The sequence below is a fragment of the Nonlabens xylanidelens genome (assembly GCF_002934445.1).
GTDB lineage: Bacteria > Bacteroidota > Bacteroidia > Flavobacteriales > Flavobacteriaceae > Nonlabens > Nonlabens xylanidelens.
Map to the genome: position 1 here is coordinate 50,726 of NZ_PTJE01000001.1, position 20,153 is coordinate 70,878.

The 20,153-nt window shown below is 34.2% G+C and carries 19 protein-coding genes and 1 riboswitch; of the genes, 2 read left to right on the forward strand and 17 right to left on the reverse strand.

Features of this window, described 5'->3' with window-relative positions; all coding sequences use genetic code 11:
• Positions 1–96: 96 nt before the first annotated feature.
• From LY01_RS00255 to LY01_RS00285, 7 genes are all read right to left on the reverse strand, one after another.
• On the reverse strand, positions 97–420 hold the full coding sequence (locus LY01_RS00255; protein WP_104513817.1) for a 2Fe-2S iron-sulfur cluster-binding protein: 324 nt from the start codon (positions 418–420) through the stop codon (positions 97–99).
• Complete coding sequence (locus tag LY01_RS00260; RefSeq protein WP_104514692.1) at positions 421–1,488, reverse strand: NAD(P)/FAD-dependent oxidoreductase; 1,068 nt, start codon at positions 1,486–1,488, stop codon at positions 421–423.
• Between the two features lie 146 nt (positions 1,489–1,634).
• Positions 1,635–2,870: a sulfate adenylyltransferase subunit 1 gene (locus LY01_RS00265; RefSeq protein ID WP_104513818.1), complete on the reverse strand. Its 1,236-nt coding sequence runs from the start codon at positions 2,868–2,870 to the stop codon at positions 1,635–1,637.
• Positions 2,871–2,881: 11 nt separating this feature from the next.
• A complete protein-coding gene (gene cysD, locus LY01_RS00270) occupies positions 2,882–3,793 on the reverse strand; it encodes a sulfate adenylyltransferase subunit CysD (RefSeq protein ID WP_394340822.1) in 912 nt (303 codons plus the stop codon).
• Positions 3,777–4,403: a phosphoadenosine phosphosulfate reductase domain-containing protein gene (locus LY01_RS00275; protein ID WP_104513820.1), complete on the reverse strand. Its 627-nt coding sequence runs from the start codon at positions 4,401–4,403 to the stop codon at positions 3,777–3,779. The genes cysD and LY01_RS00275 overlap by 17 nt, the downstream gene beginning before the upstream one ends.
• Entirely contained in the window at positions 4,366–4,653 is a 288-nt protein-coding gene (locus LY01_RS00280) for a DUF2061 domain-containing protein (protein ID WP_104513821.1), read from the reverse strand. The genes LY01_RS00275 and LY01_RS00280 overlap by 38 nt, the downstream gene beginning before the upstream one ends.
• Before the next feature lie 414 nt (positions 4,654–5,067).
• A complete protein-coding gene (locus LY01_RS00285) occupies positions 5,068–5,475 on the reverse strand; it encodes an RrF2 family transcriptional regulator (protein ID WP_104513822.1) in 408 nt (135 codons plus the stop codon).
• A gap of 784 nt (positions 5,476–6,259) precedes the next feature.
• Here LY01_RS00285 and LY01_RS00290 point away from each other — a divergent pair.
• Complete coding sequence (locus LY01_RS00290) at positions 6,260–7,465, forward strand: sensor histidine kinase (protein ID WP_104513823.1); 1,206 nt, start codon at positions 6,260–6,262, stop codon at positions 7,463–7,465.
• Between the two features lie 61 nt (positions 7,466–7,526).
• On the opposite strand, the gene LY01_RS00295 is transcribed toward LY01_RS00290, so the two are convergent.
• From LY01_RS00295 to LY01_RS00310, 4 genes are all read right to left on the reverse strand, one after another.
• Positions 7,527–8,612 carry a homoserine dehydrogenase family protein gene (locus LY01_RS00295; protein ID WP_104513824.1) on the reverse strand — a complete coding sequence of 362 codons (1,086 nt, stop codon included), beginning with the start codon at positions 8,610–8,612 and terminating at the stop codon, positions 7,527–7,529.
• 21 nt (positions 8,613–8,633) lie between these two features.
• A complete protein-coding gene (locus LY01_RS00300; RefSeq protein ID WP_104513825.1) occupies positions 8,634–9,644 on the reverse strand; it encodes an alpha/beta fold hydrolase in 1,011 nt (336 codons plus the stop codon).
• Positions 9,645–10,937, reverse strand: a complete 1,293-nt coding sequence (locus tag LY01_RS00305; protein WP_104514693.1) for an O-acetylhomoserine aminocarboxypropyltransferase/cysteine synthase family protein — start codon at positions 10,935–10,937, stop codon at positions 9,645–9,647.
• 126 nt (positions 10,938–11,063) lie between these two features.
• Positions 11,064–11,184: riboswitch (SAM riboswitch) on the reverse strand.
• Positions 11,185–11,284: 100 nt separating this feature from the next.
• Positions 11,285–12,832, reverse strand: a complete 1,548-nt coding sequence (locus LY01_RS00310; protein WP_104513826.1) for a hypothetical protein — start codon at positions 12,830–12,832, stop codon at positions 11,285–11,287.
• A 225-nt stretch (positions 12,833–13,057) separates the two neighbouring features.
• Here LY01_RS00310 and LY01_RS00315 point away from each other — a divergent pair, with 225 nt between their 5' ends.
• Positions 13,058–14,116 carry an isocitrate/isopropylmalate family dehydrogenase gene (locus LY01_RS00315; RefSeq protein WP_104513827.1) on the forward strand — a complete coding sequence of 353 codons (1,059 nt, stop codon included), beginning with the start codon at positions 13,058–13,060 and terminating at the stop codon, positions 14,114–14,116.
• A 50-nt stretch (positions 14,117–14,166) separates the two neighbouring features.
• Here the strand turns inward: LY01_RS00315 and argH are convergent, their stop codons facing one another.
• The 6 genes from argH to proC are packed head-to-tail and all read right to left on the reverse strand — an operon-like array spanning position 14,167 to position 20,148.
• On the reverse strand, positions 14,167–15,441 hold the full coding sequence (gene argH / locus LY01_RS00320) for an argininosuccinate lyase (protein WP_104513828.1): 1,275 nt from the start codon (positions 15,439–15,441) through the stop codon (positions 14,167–14,169).
• A gap of 10 nt (positions 15,442–15,451) precedes the next feature.
• Positions 15,452–16,516, reverse strand: a complete 1,065-nt coding sequence (locus LY01_RS00325; protein ID WP_104513829.1) for a M20 family metallo-hydrolase — start codon at positions 16,514–16,516, stop codon at positions 15,452–15,454.
• Positions 16,516–17,292: an acetylglutamate kinase gene (gene argB / locus LY01_RS00330; protein WP_104513830.1), complete on the reverse strand. Its 777-nt coding sequence runs from the start codon at positions 17,290–17,292 to the stop codon at positions 16,516–16,518. Before argB ends, LY01_RS00325 begins: the two co-directional genes overlap by 1 nt.
• Positions 17,292–18,230 (reverse strand): N-acetylornithine carbamoyltransferase, encoded by a 939-nt coding sequence (locus LY01_RS00335; protein WP_104513831.1) that lies wholly within the window; start codon positions 18,228–18,230, stop codon positions 17,292–17,294. The genes argB and LY01_RS00335 overlap by 1 nt, the downstream gene beginning before the upstream one ends.
• Positions 18,227–19,351 carry an aspartate aminotransferase family protein gene (locus tag LY01_RS00340; RefSeq protein ID WP_104513832.1) on the reverse strand — a complete coding sequence of 375 codons (1,125 nt, stop codon included), beginning with the start codon at positions 19,349–19,351 and terminating at the stop codon, positions 18,227–18,229. Before LY01_RS00340 ends, LY01_RS00335 begins: the two co-directional genes overlap by 4 nt.
• Positions 19,348–20,148 (reverse strand): pyrroline-5-carboxylate reductase, encoded by an 801-nt coding sequence (proC, locus tag LY01_RS00345; protein WP_042247998.1) that lies wholly within the window; start codon positions 20,146–20,148, stop codon positions 19,348–19,350. Before proC ends, LY01_RS00340 begins: the two co-directional genes overlap by 4 nt.
• Positions 20,149–20,153: the final 5 nt, after the last annotated feature.

A 20,153-nucleotide genomic window follows, 5' to 3' on the forward strand; every position in this document is an offset into this window, starting at 1 on the left:
AGCGCTTTAATAATTTATAAAAAGCAGTTTAACTTTAAATAGTTAAACTGCTTTTTTAGTTTCCGCTTTCGCGAAAGCGGAATAATTAACAAAAATCTAATCTGCTTCTGGAGCTAGTTCTACAACTAATCCGTCTAGAGCCTCAGTAATAGGTACCTGACAACCTAATCGAGAGTTTTCTTTTACGTTCTCAGCCTCCCAAAGCATGGCTTGCTCGTCATCATTACGTTCTCCTAGATCATGATCGCTTATCACATAACACTGACAGGTCGCACACATGGCCATACCGCCACAAACCGCCTGTACTGGTAAGTCATAAGATTTACATACTTCCATGAGATTCATGTTCATGTCTGTAGGAGCAAGAACTTTATGCTCCACACCTTCTCTATCTATAATGGTAATGTTTACGTCTTGCATTTATTTATTACCTATTTTTTTTACTACCGCTTTTTCTGCCTCTTTACGAGTACCATCAAATCCGTCTACACCACCTACAGTCGTGTATTTCATTACATACCGTTTATCTGGAAAGATGCGCTGGTAGGCACTTTGACACATTAATGTAGCCTCGTGAAAACCACACAGAATCAGCTTTAATTTTCCTGGATATGTATTTACATCTCCTATGGCATAAATACCAGGTATATTAGTTTGATAATCTAGTGTGTTATCTACTTTGATAGCATTTTTTTCTATCTCTAATCCCCAGTTTGCGATAGGTCCTAATTTAGGTGCAAGACCGAATAATGGTATAAAAGCATCGCACTCGATAACTTCCATACGCTTTGCCTCATCATTATGTTGTAACAAAACAGACTCTACTTTATCCTCACCTTTTACATCAAGAATTTGTGCAGGAGTAACAAGTCTTATTTTTTTAGCATCTACGAGATCTTGAACTTTTTCTACACTATCCAGCGCCCCACGGAATTCTTCTCTTCTATGTACTAAAGTCACCTCAGAGGCTACGTCTGCTAGAAAAATAGACCAGTCTAGTGCTGAGTCTCCTCCACCAGCGATAACAACTTTTTTATCTCTATAAACTTCTGGATCTTTAATCATGTATGCTAGACCGTTGTCTTCATACTTTTCAATTCCATCTATAGCAGGTTTGCGCGGTTCAAAAGAACCTAATCCACCGGCTATGGCAACTACTTTTGTGTGGTGTTTTGTGCCTTTACTAGTAGTGACTATAAATGTGCCGTCTTCTAGTTTTTCTATCTCTTCAGCTCTTTCTCCTAGGGTAAAACCAGGTTGAAAAGGCTCTATTTGTTTCATTAAATTATCTACAAGATCGCCAGCGAGAACCTCTGGAAAACCAGGTATGTCGTAGATAGGTTTTTTAGGATACAGCTCTGAACACTGCCCACCTGGTTGTGCTAGTGCATCAATAAGATGGCATTTAAGTTTTAATAAACCTGCTTCAAAAACAGTAAATAAACCTGTAGGCCCTGCACCTATTATTAAAATATCTGTAGTGATCATGTCTTGTTCCATAGCAACTTGTATGCCTATAATGTGGCTATTGCAAAGGTCGTGATCAATAACTTGTTAAGCAAATGATTAAGAAAAATCTAAACGATTCCATGTTTAGATTTTTCTTAATTGGATTATATTAACGGATATTGAATTTATAAGATGAAACCTACGCCCGCTGTGTTATTAGTTTTTTCATCTATAATTATAAATCTACCTAGGTTTTTATCTGTTGCATAAGAGGTTCCTATAATCTCCTTACTAGTTTTTACCGTGACTGTACCTATATCGTTTATTGCTAAAGTATCGGTTTCATTATGGTGATTCTTCATTAATTTTCCCCCACTTATCTTTAATTTACATCGTACTCTAGAAGTACCTTGTTGTAGAAGGTAGGTAGATCTTTCTGATAGAGCAGTATGATCCATCCAGCACAATTGTGCTTCTATGTTTTTTTGCTTTACATATTTATCACTTCCTACTATTAAGAAATCACCTCTAGTTACATTAATATCATTTTCTAATTCTACTATCACAGCCGACTCTTCTCTAGCTGTTTGAAAAGATTTTCCTGCTAGATAAATACTTTTTATTGTTGATTTCTGACTGGACGCGACTACTTCTACTGCATCACCTACAGAAAGGTCTCCACCTCGCACTGTAGCGGCATAACCTCTAAAATCATGGTACTGTTCTGTTTTAGGCCTGATAACGTTTTGAATATTTAAAGAAACTGTATTAAAGGTATTATTAACTTCTATACTTTCTAATATATTTAAAACAGACTGCTGTGTATACCAGGAGGTATTTAATGAAGGCTCTATAATATTATCTCCCTTAAGTGCAGATATAGGAACAAAATGTATCGTTCTATTTGCATCAGGGTATTCTATTGCAAGTTCTTCAATGGTTTTCTTTATATCTAGGAATATTTCTTCACTATAATCAACTAGATCCATTTTATTTACCGCAACAATAATATGATTAGTAAGTAACAAATGATTGATTAAAAAGTGTCTTTCTGTTTGTGGCAACTTTCCTTTTCTAGCGTCTATTAATATGATGGCAACATCACTATTACTAGCTCCTGTAATCATATTTCTAGTGTACTCTTCATGTCCAGGAGTATCTGCAATAATGTAACTACGCAAATTTGTAGAAAAATAAATATGCGCTACATCTATAGTAATACCTTGTTCTCTTTCGGCTATTAAACCATCTGTTGCCAGAGAAAAGTCCAAGTAATCATAACCTTTATTTCTACTACTGGTCTCTATCGCTTTTAATTTATCTTCTTCTAGGGATTTAGTTTCATACAGCAGTCTACCTATTAAAGTACTTTTACCATCATCGACACTTCCTGCTGTTGCTATTTTAAGCACATTCTTCATAATTCTTTCTTTTAAAAATAGCCTTGTTGCTTGCGTTTTTCCATCGCACCTTCACTACGTTTATCATCTATTCTTGCGCCACGTTCTGAAATTGTACTATCTGTAATTTCATTAATAACCGCATCAATTTCTGTCGCATGACTGAATACCGCTGCGGTACAACTCATGTCTCCTACCGTTCTAAATCGCACCCAACTTTTTTGAGTCACCTCATCTTCATCTTTATAAACATGTGGAGACACGGACCAGATCATACTATCTCTAATAAAAACCTCGCGTTCATGAGCAAAATAAATACTAGGAATTCCTATTTTTTCAGATCTTATGTAATTCCACACATCTAGTTCTGTCCAGTTAGATAATGGAAATGCGCGTACATTCTGTCCATGATCTATGGTGCCATTAAGTAATTCAAAAACTTCTGGCCTTTGATTTTTCTCGTCCCATTCACCAAATTCATTGCGTACAGAAAACACACGCTCTTTTGCTCTTGCTTTTTCTTCATCTCTACGAGCACCACCTATACATACATCAAACCCATGTTTTTCAATCGCATTAAGTAAAGTAGCCGTTTGTAATAAATTCCTACTGGCATAACGTCCTGATTCTTCTTTTGAAATACCTGCATCTATATCATCTTGTACGTGAGCAACAATTAATTTCAGGCCTAGTTTTTCTACCAACTCATCTCTAAAAGAAATGGTCTCAGGGAAATTATGACCAGTATCAATATGCAATAACGGAAAAGGAATAGGCGCCGGATAAAAAGCTTTATGAGCAAGATGTACTAATGTGATACTATCCTTACCTCCAGAGAATAATAAAACTGGCTTTTCAAACTGACCAACTACTTCTCTTATGATATAGATAGCTTCTGACTCTAAAATATTAGGTTCTAGAAGCTTGTTAATTGTGGATTCCACATTCTCTATTTTCGATAACTTTTGTGGGGTCATAATATTTGAATTCGTTTTTTAAATTATTTTGTTCTAGGTATTCGTCCAGTTGGTTATCATCATAATCATAAAAAGGAGATACCTTAAGAACGTCATTTGCACCATAAGAAAGCACATCTATAGAATCTCTAAATGCAGTCTGTCCTTTTCTCAGATTTGTAAACCACACGTCAGGACTCCATTCCTTCATAGCACGTTTAAAAGGTTCTAACTTTACTTGTTCACTAAAAAGAGCATGAGACGGATTATCCAATTCAGGAATACCCATAATTACATTTCTATATGCTACAGATTGCTTAGGTACATATATTTTGAGATTTAAATCAAGTAACTCTCTTACATACTCTACATGCTTATAAGTCTGAATGGTATTATAACCTGTATCGCACCAAATGACTGGTATATCTTTTTTTACTTGTGTTATCAAATGAAGAATAGCCACTTCATAGGGTCTGAAATTAGTTGTTATAATAGGGTTCACCGCTTCTTCTAGTACCTGGCTAACTCTATACAAAGGCTGCTCATTTTTGAGAGCCTCATTATACTTTTGTACGGACTGTTTGTTTATTTTTTTCATTATTTGGATTTGTGATTTTATCCCATAGACGTTCATGAATAAAGTATAAAACCATTTTACTAAAAACCTCTATACTTCCTATAGTAAGTGCTACATCTATTTTGGAAGTAAGTAACCACGATATCATTATGGTATCTAATGTACCTATGACACGCCAGCTTATTGTTTTCCATAATGCAATTTTCCAGTTGGGATCACTAGATTTTTCATTATCAAAAAATTCAGGTTTATAAATTCTATCTAAAATCAAAGGAACTTCTATTTAAAATGCAAAATTAAAGAATAAAAGATTTACCCTATAGGGTTCGTAGAGTAATTATTCAAATAAATATTCTAAGGTGTTTATTTAAATCGTAAAGTCGGTTTAGAAAATGAGAAATTGGTAGAAACAAAAAATCCATCTAAGTAGATGGAGAGTGATTGTTTTTGAACGGCCAGCCGCGAGCAGTTATAATAAGAAAACAGCCCATCTTAATATCGTAAGCTACTCGCGTTGTGTGACCTATCCAAAACTATTGTTAAAACTTAACAGTGCAAATATATAACAATTTTTAAACCCTACAAGCCTTATAGGATAATATCGTATTAATATTTTGCTAATTAAATTTTGAGGATATGATAATCCTATCACACAAAACTGATTATTTTAATGATTACAGCCTATCTAGATCAAATCTTTAAGCGTTTGATTTTCTAAAATTGCAAGCGTATTATCTCTTACCTGAATCATTAACTTATTAACAGCACAAGCATCTTCATCCACACAGTCTTCACACTTTTCATAGAAATTAAGACTGACACAAGGCAACATAGCAATAGGACCTTCTAAAATGCGATGCACTGTGGACATTCTAATTTTCTCAGGTAATTGCATTAGATAATAACCACCACCTTTTCCCTTGCGACTACCTAGAATACTGTTCTTACGTAGTTCTAAAAGAATAGCTTCAAGAAATTTGTGTGGAATTTTTTCTGACTCTGCAATAGTAGCAATAGAAGTAGGCACCTGATCTTCTTGTCTAGCAAGATAAGTGAGTGCTTTTATACCGTATTTTGTTTTTCTAGATAGCATTCTCAAATTTAATACATTCTTAGATTCTACGTTAACAGATAGAAACGTTTCTTTTATCAAAACCGATCTACATTAATACAATAGTATTATCTAATCATCTCACAACTACATATAGTAGTTCTAACCAGTAATTATATAGTAAGAGGTATTAGATTTTCATTCATCATCATGAAACAAGTAATTAAATCAATATAAAATTCTTTGAAACAATAGATTACACAAGCTCTAACTGTTTCATAGCCATAATACTTATAGCTCTTATCTTAAATAAAAGATCAAGAATAAGATAAACTCATAGCTATTAACTACCGGTAGATTGTTGCTAATTAAACTAAAACAGCTCAAAAAAGACAAGCAATAAAACGAATAAAAAGAACAAAAGTTAAAGTAACACACTCAAATCAATTAAAATTAATCGATAAACGGCATGAATGATTATTGATCATATGACTAGTTACTCATGTAAAAACAGATGTAATAAATTAGTGTATTGTATATTTTTTCCTACAAATTAAATTTTATAAATTATTGAAAAACCACTGATTCTTAAAACATTGTTTTAGTTAATGACTTAATTAGAACTGAAAATAAAACAAATTATATATTTTTTTTCTTACAAGAAAAAAATCACCAATACTCCTGTAAACAACTGAATATAAATAATTTCCAAAACATCATGTTATCGAAAATACCGATCTACTTAACCTAAACACCAATCTTAACCCTTAACTTTGAATGAGTTTTACTTCAAACATAGAACTGCAAAAACCACGAATTTCACTTTATGATTGCAGCACCCTTGCCACTTAATGAAAAAGCTAGAATGAAGGCATTAGAAAGCCTTAACATTTTAGACTCTTTGCCAGAACAGCAATATGATAATATTACTGAACTTGCGTCCTATATATGTGGCACTCGTAATGCGGTAATTTCTTTAGTAGACGAGAACAGACAGTGGTTTAAATCTAATCTAGGTATGGCAGTTTGTGAGACGCCACGAGAGGTTAGTTTTTGTGCACACGCTATTCATAATCCTAGTGAGTTGATGGAAATCCCTAATGCTCTAGAAGACCCTAGATTTAAAAATAATCCACTTGTGCATGATAAGGATAATCCTGTAATATTTTATGCAGGTGTACCTATACTAGACCAGACAGGATTTGCGTTAGGAACTCTTTGTGTACTAGATAACAAGCCTAAAAAACTGAGTGATAAACAAAGAAAAGGCTTACTTAACCTAGCTCAACAGGTTCAAGAGCTCTTAAAACTACACGTACTCAATACAGAGCTTAAAGTGTCTAGATCCCATTTAAAAAAACACAATGATCTTTTAAAAGATTTTGCAGGTACCGTATCACATGATATGAAAATGCCACTGGCAAATCTTATTGTGACTTCTGATATTTTAAATAAAAAATACTCGAGTATTTTAGATGATTCAGGTAGAGAATACCTTAGTTATCTCAAAAAATCTTCTTTATCACTAAGCGATTATATTACAAATATTCTTGCTCATTACGAGAGCTCTTCTTATAATGTAGATGACCGTAAAAGCTTTGATGTTAATGATCTACTTGAGAACATTATAGAGCTTATCAATATAAAGCACCATTGCGATATTCACCTGCCAGAATTCAATCATACCATTCACTGCAATCGTGTGGCTCTTGAACAAATATTCCTGAATTTAATAGGTAATAGCATTAAGTATAACGACAAAGAAGAAACCGTTATAGATTTAAGCATCACTCTAGATGATAGTCATTATATTTTTAAAATTAAGGATAATGGTCGTGGCATACCTGAGGATAAATTAGAAACCATTTTTGATTTATTTTCTACTGTAGGAGAATATGATCGTGAGGGACAGAAAGGACATGGAATAGGGCTCTCCACTGTAAAGCAGCTCGTAGAAAAATTAGGAGGAGAAATTTCAGTAGACTCCGTATTAGGTAAAAACACCACCTTTACATTTAGTATTGCTCAATAAATTAAGATACATGTTCCGCTTTCGCGAAAGCGGAACATGTATCCAATAAAATCATAAGTACTTATCCAGCCACTAAAACCTCTTTACACGTTTTACTCACCTTTATAATATCTGACAGTAAACCTCTAGCTGTTACTTCTCTACCAGCACCAGCACCTTTTATCACCAGCGGATGTGACGCATAGCTTTCTGAATAAATTTCAAAGAAGCCATCACTACCTTTTAACTGCCCAGCTGGACTACTTTTAGGTACAGCTTTAAGCGATACTTTAAGTACTCCATTAACCACATCTAACTCGCCTAGATGTCGCAATACTTGATCGCTAGCGAGGGCATCTTTCTTCTCCTGCAACACCTCATCTAATAAAGTTACTTGGTCTAGAAACTGATTAAGTGACGCTGTTCTCAAAGAAGGAATAACTAAATTATCGATTTCTATATCGTCAAATTCTAGTTTTAATCCTGCTTCTCGAGCAAGTACTAATAGTTTTCTAGCCACATCATTACCTGATAGATCTTCTCTAGGGTCGGGCTCTGTATAACCATCTTTTAATGCATCGATTACTATTTCAGAAAACGGCTTGTTTTCTTCACTGAAACGGTTAAAAATGTAACTTAATGATCCTGAAAAAACACCATTAATAGCAAACAATTGTTCACCGCTATTATAGAGATCTCTTACCGCATTAATGATAGGTAAACCTGCTCCTACATTAGTCTCGTACTCAAACTGCAATCCTTTATTTTTAAGAGCAGTGCGTATGACATCATAAAAGGACTGCGATAAGGTGTTTGCAATTTTATTTGCTGTTATAATATTAAAATTATGATCTAATAATTCAGGATAATGCTGAGACAGCTCTTTACTTGCCGTGGCATCTATTGCTATTTTAGTAACGTCATAAAGGTTTGCAACTTTATAAAAACTATCACTTTCTCTAACTATAGAGATAGAGCTGAAATCTTCTTTCCATTTTTGTGTCATCCCATTTGGGTCAATTAGTACTCTCTTTGAATTTGCAAGACCTATAATTTTAAGGTCTAAATTATGTTTGTTTTTAAAAAAGGAATGTGATTGCAGTACTTGATTAATCAACGTACTGCCTACATTCCCTATTCCGAATATATATAAATGTATTTGTTTCATTTGTGAGTTTTGGATAGATCACTAAATTGTTTCAAGCAATCTGATTTTATTACAAATCGATTTTGATGTTTTAGGTAAACGACTTTCTATAATCTGACATAGAATTTCTTGTACCTGATCATGTTCTATTAAAAAAGCATCGTGCCCATGAATGGAAGTGATCTCGTGATAATTAATATCTCGATCTCGCTTTAATAAATGGTACGTCTTTCTATCTTCATGGGCTATAAATAGTCCATCGCTATCTATTGCAACTAGCTCTATGGCTGTTTGAGAAGCTGCAATCGTAGGCGCTATCTGGTTATCTGTGCTGGCTTGTGCACTAGATAATAACCTATTGAGCAGCCTATAGGCCGGTAAGGAAAACCTCTTTTTTAATTCTACTCCATGGTAGTCCAACCATTTTTGAACCTTAAAAGAATTTTCTTCCTTTACATTTCCAAATTTAGAATTTAAGCCTATTGGCGTTCTATAGAATGTCATCGCATGTTGTCTTGCTAGCTCTACTGGCTTTGTAGAAGTCGCGAGTATATTTTCTTGTATGTGGCAACATGCTATAATCCAGTCTGTCGCTTTCCAGTCTGCAGCGATAGGTACTATGGTGCCGAATAATTCTGGTTGTTGCGCTAGCATTTCCCATAATATTGTACCACCTATACTACCACCTATTCCTAAATCTATAAAGGAAATGTTTAATATGTGTAACGCTTTCGCGAAAGCGGAACCCACATCATACAATGTCCAGTCCTGATAATTAAAAATTAAATGATCGATGTTACCGTCATAACCATTACCAGGTATGTCAAAGGCGATAATGGTAAATTGAGTCGTATCTATGACTCTGCCATCACCTACCAGCTCTTTCCACCATTGCGTTACAGAAGAATTTCCTGTAAGTGCATGGTTAACCAGAATGATGGGCGCGGTATGTAAAGCACGCCCAAAAATCTGATAGGAAACACTAATATCTTGCACTTTTCCTGATCTTAATTTAAAATCAGGAAGCTCGATATATTTTAGCTTGTGAGCCATTTATGCAAGAACTTTTTTATCTATAGTAGCAAAGGCCTCTTCAAGATCTGCAGTTAAATCAGAGACGTCTTCTAGACCTACAGAAAGTCTAATTAGATCTTTAGTCGCACCACTACTTATTTGCTCCTCATCACTTAACTGTTGGTGTGTTGTACTTGCAGGATGAATTATAAGGGATTTACTATCACCTATGTTTGCTAGCAATGAGAAAAGTTTTGTGTTATCCACTACATTCTTAGCGCTTTCATAACCGCCTTTAAGACCGAATGTAACTACACCACTTTGACCTTTTGGCAAGTATTCTTTTGCCAGATCATGATAATTACTAGTTTCTAGACCAGGATAATTAACCCATTCTACTTCTTCTCTATTTTGTAACCACTTAGCTAATTCTAGTGCATTCTTAGAGTGCTTTTCTATTCTAAGTGGTAATGTTTCTAGGCCTTGAATAATTTGCCATGCATTAAAAGGTGAGATAGCGCCTCCTAGATCTCTTAAACCTTCTATACGTACTTTGGCAATAAAAGCTGCTGCTTCTAGTGCCTCGCTATAAACTAGACCGTGATAACCAGCACTAGGCTCTGTAAATTCTGGAAATTTACCATTAGTCCAGTCGAAGGTACCTGCGTCTACTATAATACCACCTAGAGCAGTACCATTACCGTTTATGTATTTAGTAAGCGAGTGAATCACAATGTTAGCTCCATGCTCAATAGGGTTGAGTAAATATGGGGTAGCTACCGTATTATCTACGATAAGCGGTACACGAGCCTCTCTAGATTGCGCGCTTATTTTTTTAAGATCTAGTACATCCAGTTTAGGATTTCCTAGCGATTCTACAAATATGGCACGAGTATTTTCTTGTACTGCATTAGTAAAAGCATCTTTATCATTAGGATTCACAAACGTGGTTGTTATGCCTAAACGAGGCAAGGTCACAGAAAGCAAGTTATAAGTACCTCCATAAAGCGAGTTACTGGCAACAATGTGATCTCCTGCTCTCAATAAGGTAAGCAATGTTGTAGAAATAGCGCTAGTTCCAGAAGCCGTTGCAACGGCTGCTATTCCACCTTCTAGTGCTGCTAGACGTTGTTCTAGAACATCTACTGTAGGGTTATTAATTCTAGTGTAAATAAAACCTGGCTCTGCTAGTGAAAAAAGGTTTGCTGCATGATCACTGTTGTTAAAGACGTAACTAGTAGATTGATACAAAGGCACTGCTCTTGTACCACCGTTGTTTTTAAAATCATGACCTGCATGAAGTGCGTTTGTTGAAAATTTTTGAGACATAATTGTTTCTTTAAAAATTAAAAATTGAGTTATGCTCAAAACCAATTAGAAATATAGATTTGCTCTTTGAACTGAATCAAAAAGTAAAATCAAAAAAGAAACTTGTGGTAGTATAACCTACTATGTGTTTGATCATCTCGTCTCACAAAGTTGTGAGCAGAATGTAGCACCTTCTCTATTTATTGTCGACATAAATAAAGGGTTGCTAAGGAGTCGATGGGTCTGTTCCCTCGTCCTTTCTTGATAATTTCAGTATGGTTATGAACGTGAGTGTAAATATTCAGAAAACTATCTGTTAATTCCAAATTTTTAACAAATTATTATCCTATTGAATTAGTAGGGTAATGGGTTTAAATACTGTTTTTAGCTAGATATTTACCTCTAACAACCTGATCTATAGGGGTATTTAAAACCTTACTTTCTAACCAAGAAATAACATCTAAATATAAAAAGGCACGCCTCTCATAAGGGTGATTTTCATAATTTTTAAGTTTAAGAAGTAAATCCTGGAAGGCTTTTTTCAAATCATGAGGGTAAATATCTTGTAAACCACGTATAAATTTGATCATTTCTTTTTGTACCTCATACAGATCGTTCATCTTAATTAAGAATTTATATACGCTTCTCAAATAGGTTTCAAGATGTTCATCTTGTCCTGCTTCATAATGAGCTATAAGACTTAAAATACGAGAAAAACACAATAAGTCTTCTCGCATGGTAAGTGTTTTATTATTGATAATTTTATCTAGGTAAAAAATAGTTTCTGAATAATTTCCAGCCCCAAAATGCATACTAGCAAATTTGTAGTAAAACACCATTTGGTGATGCTCATCGAGACGGTCTTTAAATCCTAATAGGTCTTGTTCTACGTTTGATATTAATGGTAATCCATCTTTAAAACTACCGTCTATGAAGTACTGACTAATTTTATTGAGGTTGATATATAAAAAACTGAGCGCTTCTAGATTCTCATTTTTAGGAAAACTTTTGCCTATTAAAGTTTTCTCTAATTGATCTAAAGTAGATTGATATTTTTCTTTTTCTTTTAAGAAAAAAAGTGATTCTAGTAAATAGTGATTTCCTTTAATGAAAAACACAGGATTAAGAACTATCATCTTTTTATCCTGATAGAATAAATCGACCCATTTTGATGAATATTTATAACAATTCAAAAAGTCTTGCATTAAAAAACTATACCACAAATAGGCTTTATACAACCATAGTTTTTCTCTAAATCCTAATTCCTCAAACTCATACGTAGGTAAATGATCGTGAAAATAAGCGGTTACCTTCTCACTTTCTTCTTTGTCCTTTACACAACCTGTTTTGATAAACTCGGTATACATTTGTAAAGAAAGGTTAGAAAGCTGGCTTGCTATTATATTAGAATTACTCAGTTCTCTAGCTTGAGTAGTAAGTTGAGCTGTACGAGTACTTATACTTCTAGTAATGTATTGTGATTCTATAATCTTTTCTAACTCTACTATTTCATAAGCGAGATTCTTCTCTTCGTGAGCAACCGCTAGTTCTTTTGCTTTGTCTAGTATTTTTAAGCTTTGTTTATATAATCCTTTATGATATAGAATAGAGGCAAAATCTAATTGTTCTCTTATTTGAGACCTTATATTTTGATGGGCAGGATTTGTCTTAAGACTTATTAAAATTTGCTTGTAAAGATGTGTTTTTACATTAGCTAATTGTCTTTTTTGAATGTCAGTAGATTTTAAGATTTGCTTTTCATTGTAACTAGCAGCTTTATCTAGATGCATAAACAGATTCAAAAATTTTGAATCGGCATTTACATCTAGTCTCCCTACATATAATTTAAACTGACGCTTTTCTGACTTAGTTAATGACTTAACCAGTGTAAATAGTCCATCTTTTTGATCCTTTGTCATCAACTAATTTATTAAACTAACTAACTTTAATTCAATGTTTTAAACAACTAAAAAAATTGTTGAACATCGTAAAATATTCAATTAAACGATTAGTTAGAATAGTCCAAAATATAACTTAGTAATACAATAAAGAAATAATATCAGCTTTAAAATAAAAGCAAGTCCTGAAATCAATATTTTAATAGGGGTAATAATCTATTGATTTCATATAAATAAGTAGAGAAAATGAGATTAAATATAGCAGTTATACCCAAGAATGGAATCGGTCCAGAAATAACTACCCAATCGATCAAAGTATTAAAAGCTATTGCATTAGAATTTGATCATCAATTTCTAATCAAAATTGCAGACTTAAATAGTAAAAATTCTTCTTCAAATGAAGTCATTGATTTATGTAAAAGTAGTGATGCTATTTTAGCTAGTAATGATTCGTTTTTACAAAGTAACACGCTTAGTGCACAATTAAACGTATACGCAAGCTCAACCATTGTGAAGAGCTACCAATCTTTGGCAGTAAATTCTCCTCTTAAGAAGGAAGTTATATCGGGAACAAACATTTTATTTTTTAACGAATTGAATTTAAGCAATCAGTTAAGTGAAAAACATGCTTCTAAGAATAACAACTATGCCTTTGACTCAAATGAAAATACTCGCCAAGAGATAGAACTTGTTGCAAAAAAAGCATTTAAAGCCGCGCAAACTAGAGGTAAAAGAGTAACACTTATAAATAAATCTAGTACATCACAAGTATCTGCTTTATGGAGTGAAGTAGCTGGTAATTTATCTTTACAGTATCCTGAAATAGAATTTAACATCACTAATTTAGAAAACGCTGTTACTCAACTCCTATTAACTCCTAACTTATTTGATGTCGTTTTAACAGAACGTATAATCAGTAATGTATTGATTCAACAGTCTAGTGTTTTGACTGGCTCCACCAGCTTACAATCCACTAGTTACATAGGGCACAAGCAATCTCTTTTTTTTCCAACAATTCATAATCATTTAGATGACACTGATTATAAAAACCCTAACCCATTAGCTTCTATACTTAGTGCCGCAATGTTATTAGAGCACTTTGGATTATACAGTGAATCAGAAATGATTAAAACTGCTGTAAATCGTTCTCTAGAACTTAACATTACTACTCCAGATTTAAACTCTACTTATAACAACATTACAACTAATAAAGTAGGAGACTTCATTGCAGATTTCATTATGAATCCGCATGATTCTAATGCAAACTTTAAAAATATACATTTAGGCCAAAGCACGATTATATAAAATAAAACAAAGAGGTGTAGAGAAATGCTATACCTCTTTGTCTTTAAGAATTAATCAGGAAATTTATTTCTTATTTGATCTAATCCTAGATTATGAATACTACCTATATGAGTATGATGCTTTGATGTATCTGGAACATACGTTCCATTCTCCACCTGCTCACCTATCGTTTTATACGCTTCTCTAAAAGATGCTCCATCTACCACTAGGTTATTGATATTATCTACGGTAAATAGATATTGATATTTCTCATCGTTAAGATCGATTTCCTTTACTATAATTTTCTTTATAGAATAATTAAAGATTTCTAGAATGTCGTTTAATTCTATAAAAGAAGCGATCACATTCTCTTTGAGCAATTGAAAATCTCTGTGATAACCACTAGGTAAATTGTTTGTTATCAATAACATTTCTGTTTGTAAAGCTTGTATTTTATTACACTTACCACGTATCAATTCAAAGACATCTGGATTCTTTTTATGCGGCATGATGCTACTACCAGTCGTTAACTCATCAGGGAAACTTATAAACCCAAAATTCTGACTCATATACAAACAGATGTCCATCGCAAATCTAGAAAGTGTATTAGCCACGTTTGATAAAGAAGCAGCTATACTTCGTTCATTTTTGCCTCTAGTGAGTTGTGCCGCAACTACATTATATTTTAACGTTGCAAAACCCATTTCTTGGGTAGTGAATTCTCTATCGATAGGAAAAGAACTTCCATAACCTGCAGCACTTCCTAACGGATTTTGATCTACGATACGCATCGTAGCGTCTAGAACATACACATCATCCACTAGCAACTCTGCATAAGACGAGAACCACAATCCAAATGATGACGGCATCGCCACTTGTAAGTGAGTATATCCTGGTAACAATTGATCCTTATGTGACTCGGCTAAATCTAATAATGTATCAAACAATGTCTTTACACTAGTTCTAGTTTGTCCGAGTGCCTCTTTATAATACAATTGTAACGCCACTAGAACTTGATCATTTCTAGATCTAGCCGTGTGAATCTTCTTCCCTACTTCTCCCAGTTGTAGAGTCAGTTCGTGTTCTATTTTAGAATGTACATCTTCAAACTGATCATCAATAATAAAAGTACCTTCTTCTATTTGTAATGCAATCACATCCAGTCCAGATTCTAATTGTTTTAACTCTTCGCTAGAAATGATATTAATCTTTGCAAGCATTCTAGCATGTGCGCGAGATGCTATTACATCATAAGGAGCTATATGTAGATCAATCTCGCGATCATTACCTACTGTAAATTGTTCCATTTTTTTATCTATTGCAATTCCTTTATCCCAAAGTTTCATAATTCTATCTTTAAAAAATACTCGTTAATAAATTGATGTATATATCGATGCCTTCTTCAATCTCTTCTAGATATATAAATTCATCTGCGCTGTGAGATCTCGTACTATCGCCAGGTCCTAATTTTAAAGAAGGACAACTTAAACACGCCTGATCTGATAAAGTAGGTGATCCATAAGTGGTTCTTCCCATCGCTATTCCTGCTTGCACCAACTCATGTTCTACAGGAATGGAAGAAGAATTTAATCGCAAACCTCGTGCAATAATTTCATCACAAGGCGACTGTTCTTTAAGCATTTCAGCGATCTCTTGATTGCTGTATTTATCATTGACTCTTACATCAATGACCAGTTCTACTTCTGACGGTACAGCATTATGTTGCACGCCAGCTTTAATTTGCGTTACCGTCATTTTTACATCACCTAATGTCTCAGATGATTTGTCAAACTTAAAATCTTGAAACCATTTTAAAACTTCTATAGAATTGTAAATCGAATTATTATCATTGGGGTGAGCAGCGTGTCCTGGCGTCCCTTTTATTTTAGCATCAAAAACGACCAATCCTTTTTCAGCGACTGCTAGATTCATTAAAGTAGGCTCGCCTACAATAGCAACATCTGTATGTGGTATGATATCTAGCATACTATTTAAACCGTTTGGGCCGCTACTTTCCTCTTCGGCGCTAGCTACTATGACTAAGTTATATTTTAAATCTTTTTGGTTATAAAAATGAGTAAACGTAGCGATTAAAGAAACCAGACAACCACCTGCGTCATTACTGCCTAGACCGTATAATTTACCATCTTCAACTACTGCCTTAAATGGATCTTTTGTGTAGGCTTTATTAGGTTGTACCGTATCGTGATGTGAGTTTAATAATAACGTAGGTTTCCCTTTTTCAAAATATTTATTAGTCGCCCATATATTATGATGATCTCTTTTAAATGGAATTTTATGATTATTAAACCATGATTCTATCAGTAGAGCAGTTCCTTCTTCTTCACTAGAAAACGATTGTGTTTCAATCATTTTTTTCAACAATTCTAGAGCCTCTTTTTTTAAATCTTGATGTTTCATTAGTTCGATATTGTAGTGAATAAACTGTTTGAATTTTGAAGCATATCTGGCAATCCTACACATACTTTTTGCACGCCATTTTGAATAGCATAAAAACAATTTTGCATTTTAGGCAACATTCCGTCGGCAATAATCCCTTGAGATTTTAAATCTTGATAATTTTCTAAATTGATATTCTTAATTACAGAATCTTCATCTGTAATATTTTGTAAAACTCCTTTTTTCTCAAAACAGTAATACAGTTCTGTTTCATAGTTTTTGGCTAGTTCGATAGCTAGTTCTGCAGCTAGAGTATCTGCATTTGTATTTAATAATTGACCATGTCCGTCGTGCGTTATGGCGCAAAATACTGGAGTACGCTTTCGCGAAAGCAACACCTCAACAATCTCTGTATCTACTTTTACAACATCTCCTACATAACCAAAATCTACCTCTTCTACATCTCGTTTTTTAGACAAAATAGTATTCCCATCAGCTCCTGTAAATCCTATAGCATTACACTTCTTAGCTTGTAACTTTGCTACAATGGTTTTATTTACTTTACCAGCATAAACCATAGTGGCAATGTCCAGTGTTTCTGAATCGGTGATGCGACGACCATCGATCATTTTTACCTCAAGATTCATTTTATGAGCTAATTCTGTAGCTACTTTTCCACCTCCATGAATAAGAACTTTAGGCCCTTTTATCGCAGTAAATGTGGTTAAGAAATCATCTAGTGCTTGCTGATCATTGATAATGTGCCCACCTATTTTTATAACTTTAAGCTGTTCCATTATTCTATGTTTTCTAAAATATTTTTTAAAACCACTTGAGCTGCATAGGTTCTATTATTAGCCTGGTGGATGACGATAGAGTTCTCACTATCTAGCACAGCATCTTCTACCACAACATTTCTTCTTACAGGAAGACAGTGCATAAATTTTGCATTACCTAATTTTTCCTGAGTCATCATCCAGCTCGCGTCTTGACTTAAAATCTTACCATAATCAGTATAACTGCTCCAGTTTTTCACATAGACAAAGTCGGCTTCTTTCAAAGCTTTTTCCTGATCATAAATCACCGGTGTATCTTTTACAACCGCATCAGATAATTCATATCCCTGCGGATGCGTAATCGTAAGATCTACGTTTGCCATTTGCATCACTTCAATAAATGAGTTTGCCACTGCTTGCGGCAATGCTTTAGGATGTGGCGCCCAAGAAATGACCACTTTGGGTTTTTTCTTGGTTTTCAATTCTTCCAGAGTAATAACATCTGCAAGAGCTTGTAAAGGATGAGCTGTTGCACTTTCCATATTTACAACAGGTACTGATGCATATTTTATAAAACTATTTAGGACTACTTCTTGAGCATCCTTTTCTTTATCCACTAAAGAAGGAAAAGCTCTTACCGCAATCACATCTGCATATTGAGAGATGACCTGAGCAGCTTCTTTTACATGTTCAGAAGTGTCTGCATTCATCACCGTTCCATCATCAAATTCTAGTTTCCAAGAATCATTCACATTTAATATTTGCACTTCTAACCCTAGATTCTTTGCTGCCTTTTCTGTGCTTAATCGCGTTCTTAAACTCGCATTAAAAAACAACATTACTAGAGTTTTGTTCTTACCTAGATGTTGAAAATAATATGGTGTTTGTTTTATTGCAATTGCCTCATCTACTAATTGAGCAAGGTCTTTTATATCTTTAAGTTCAGTGTATTTTTTCATAATTCAGCTTTTAAAGCGTCAAAGAATAAATCGATATGAGATTCTTTAATCGTTAATGGCGGCAAAATTCTTATCACGTTAGGATTCTTTGCACTACCAGTAAAAATGTGATGATTAAAAAGAATGTTCTTTCTTATTGTCGCAATAGGAAAATCAAATTCTAGTCCTAACATTAATCCGCGTCCTTTTACATTTTTAACCTGCGGTAATTCTTGAGCTCTTTTTAAGAAGTGAGCAGATACTGCTTTTGCATTATCCATTAATTGCTCCTTTTCTATAACATCTAGCACCGTAGAAACTGCGATACATGCCAGATGATTACCGCCAAAAGTCGTACCCAGCAATCCATAAGAAGCCTTAATTTGTGGATGGATCAAAATACCACCTACAGGAAACCCATTTCCCATACCTTTTGCCATTGAAATAATATCTGGTTCTAGTCCATGTTTTTGAAATGCAAAAAAGTTACCGGTTCTACCAAAACCAGATTGCACCTCATCTGCAATAAAAGAAGTATTGTACTGACGACATAAAGCTTGTAAACCTTGATAAAATACAGTAGTATCTTCATCTAGACCACCTACTCCTTGAATACATTCTACAATCACCGCGCAAACATTATTCTTATCTAGTGCTTTTTCTACAGCTTCCAGATCTCCTAATTCAATAATTTCTACTTCTTGTTGTGCATTTAATGGTGCGATAATTTTTGCATTATCTGTAGCCGCCACCGCTGCAGATGTACGACCATGAAAACCATTTTTAAAAGCGATTACTTTATGCTTTCCATTATGAAAAGAAGCTAGTTTTAATGCGTTTTCATTTGCCTCTGCGCCAGAATTACACATGAATAGTTGGTAGTCTTTACAACCAGAAAAGTCAACTAATTTATGAGCAAGCGCTTCTTGCAATGGGTTTTGAACCGCATTACTGTAAAAGCCTATTTCAGAAACCTGTTCACTTATATTATTTACATATTCTGGATGAGAATGACCTATAGAAATAACAGCATGACCACCATATAAATCTAGATACTCGACATCATTATGATCATAAACATAAACATCTTGTGCACGCACTGGCGTCACATCAAAAAGTGGATAAACATCAAATAAACTCATATCTGTTTTTCTTTAATCGTATTAATTTTTTGAAAAGAAGCTATCATTCCTTGAATAAGCGAACTGCTCAATCCTTTATGTTCCATCTCGTTTAAACCTTCTATGGTGCAACCTTTGGGCGTGGTAACTTTATCGATCTCTTGTTCTGGGTGATTGCCTGTTGTTATTAATAAACTTGCAGCACCTTCGGCAGTATGCATTGCTAATAATTGTGCCTCGCTAGCGTCAAAACCTAACTGAATAGCGGCTTGTGTACTCGCTCTTATTAATCGCATCCAGAAAGCTATTCCACTAGCACATACCACGGTTGCAGCTTGCATTTGTGTTTCTGGAATAACTAGGGTGGTTCCCAAACGATTAAAAATAGCCTGAGCTACTTTTATTCTACGAGTCCCTTTTTCATTATGACACAGACAGGTCATCGATTTACCAACCGCGATCGCTGTATTGGGCATTGCTCTAATCACATGCTGATCTGAACCTACAATTGCCTCTATTTTATCAACGGTAAAACCAGTTATCGTCGATATCAACACATGGTTCTCATTAAATAAATCTTTAGTTGTTTCTAGAATATCCGTAAAATGTGCTGGTTGTACCGCAAAAATGATAATGTCAGATTTCTTGATTGCTTCTTCATTATCTGCAGTTAAAAACACGCCAGAATAATCTTGAAAAAACTCCAGATCTTCTAGATTTCTTTTAGTTAAATACAATGTGGTGATTGCATTATTATGAATCAATCCCTTTGCGATGGAGCGGCCTAAATTACCAGTTCCTATAATGGCTATTTTCATGATTT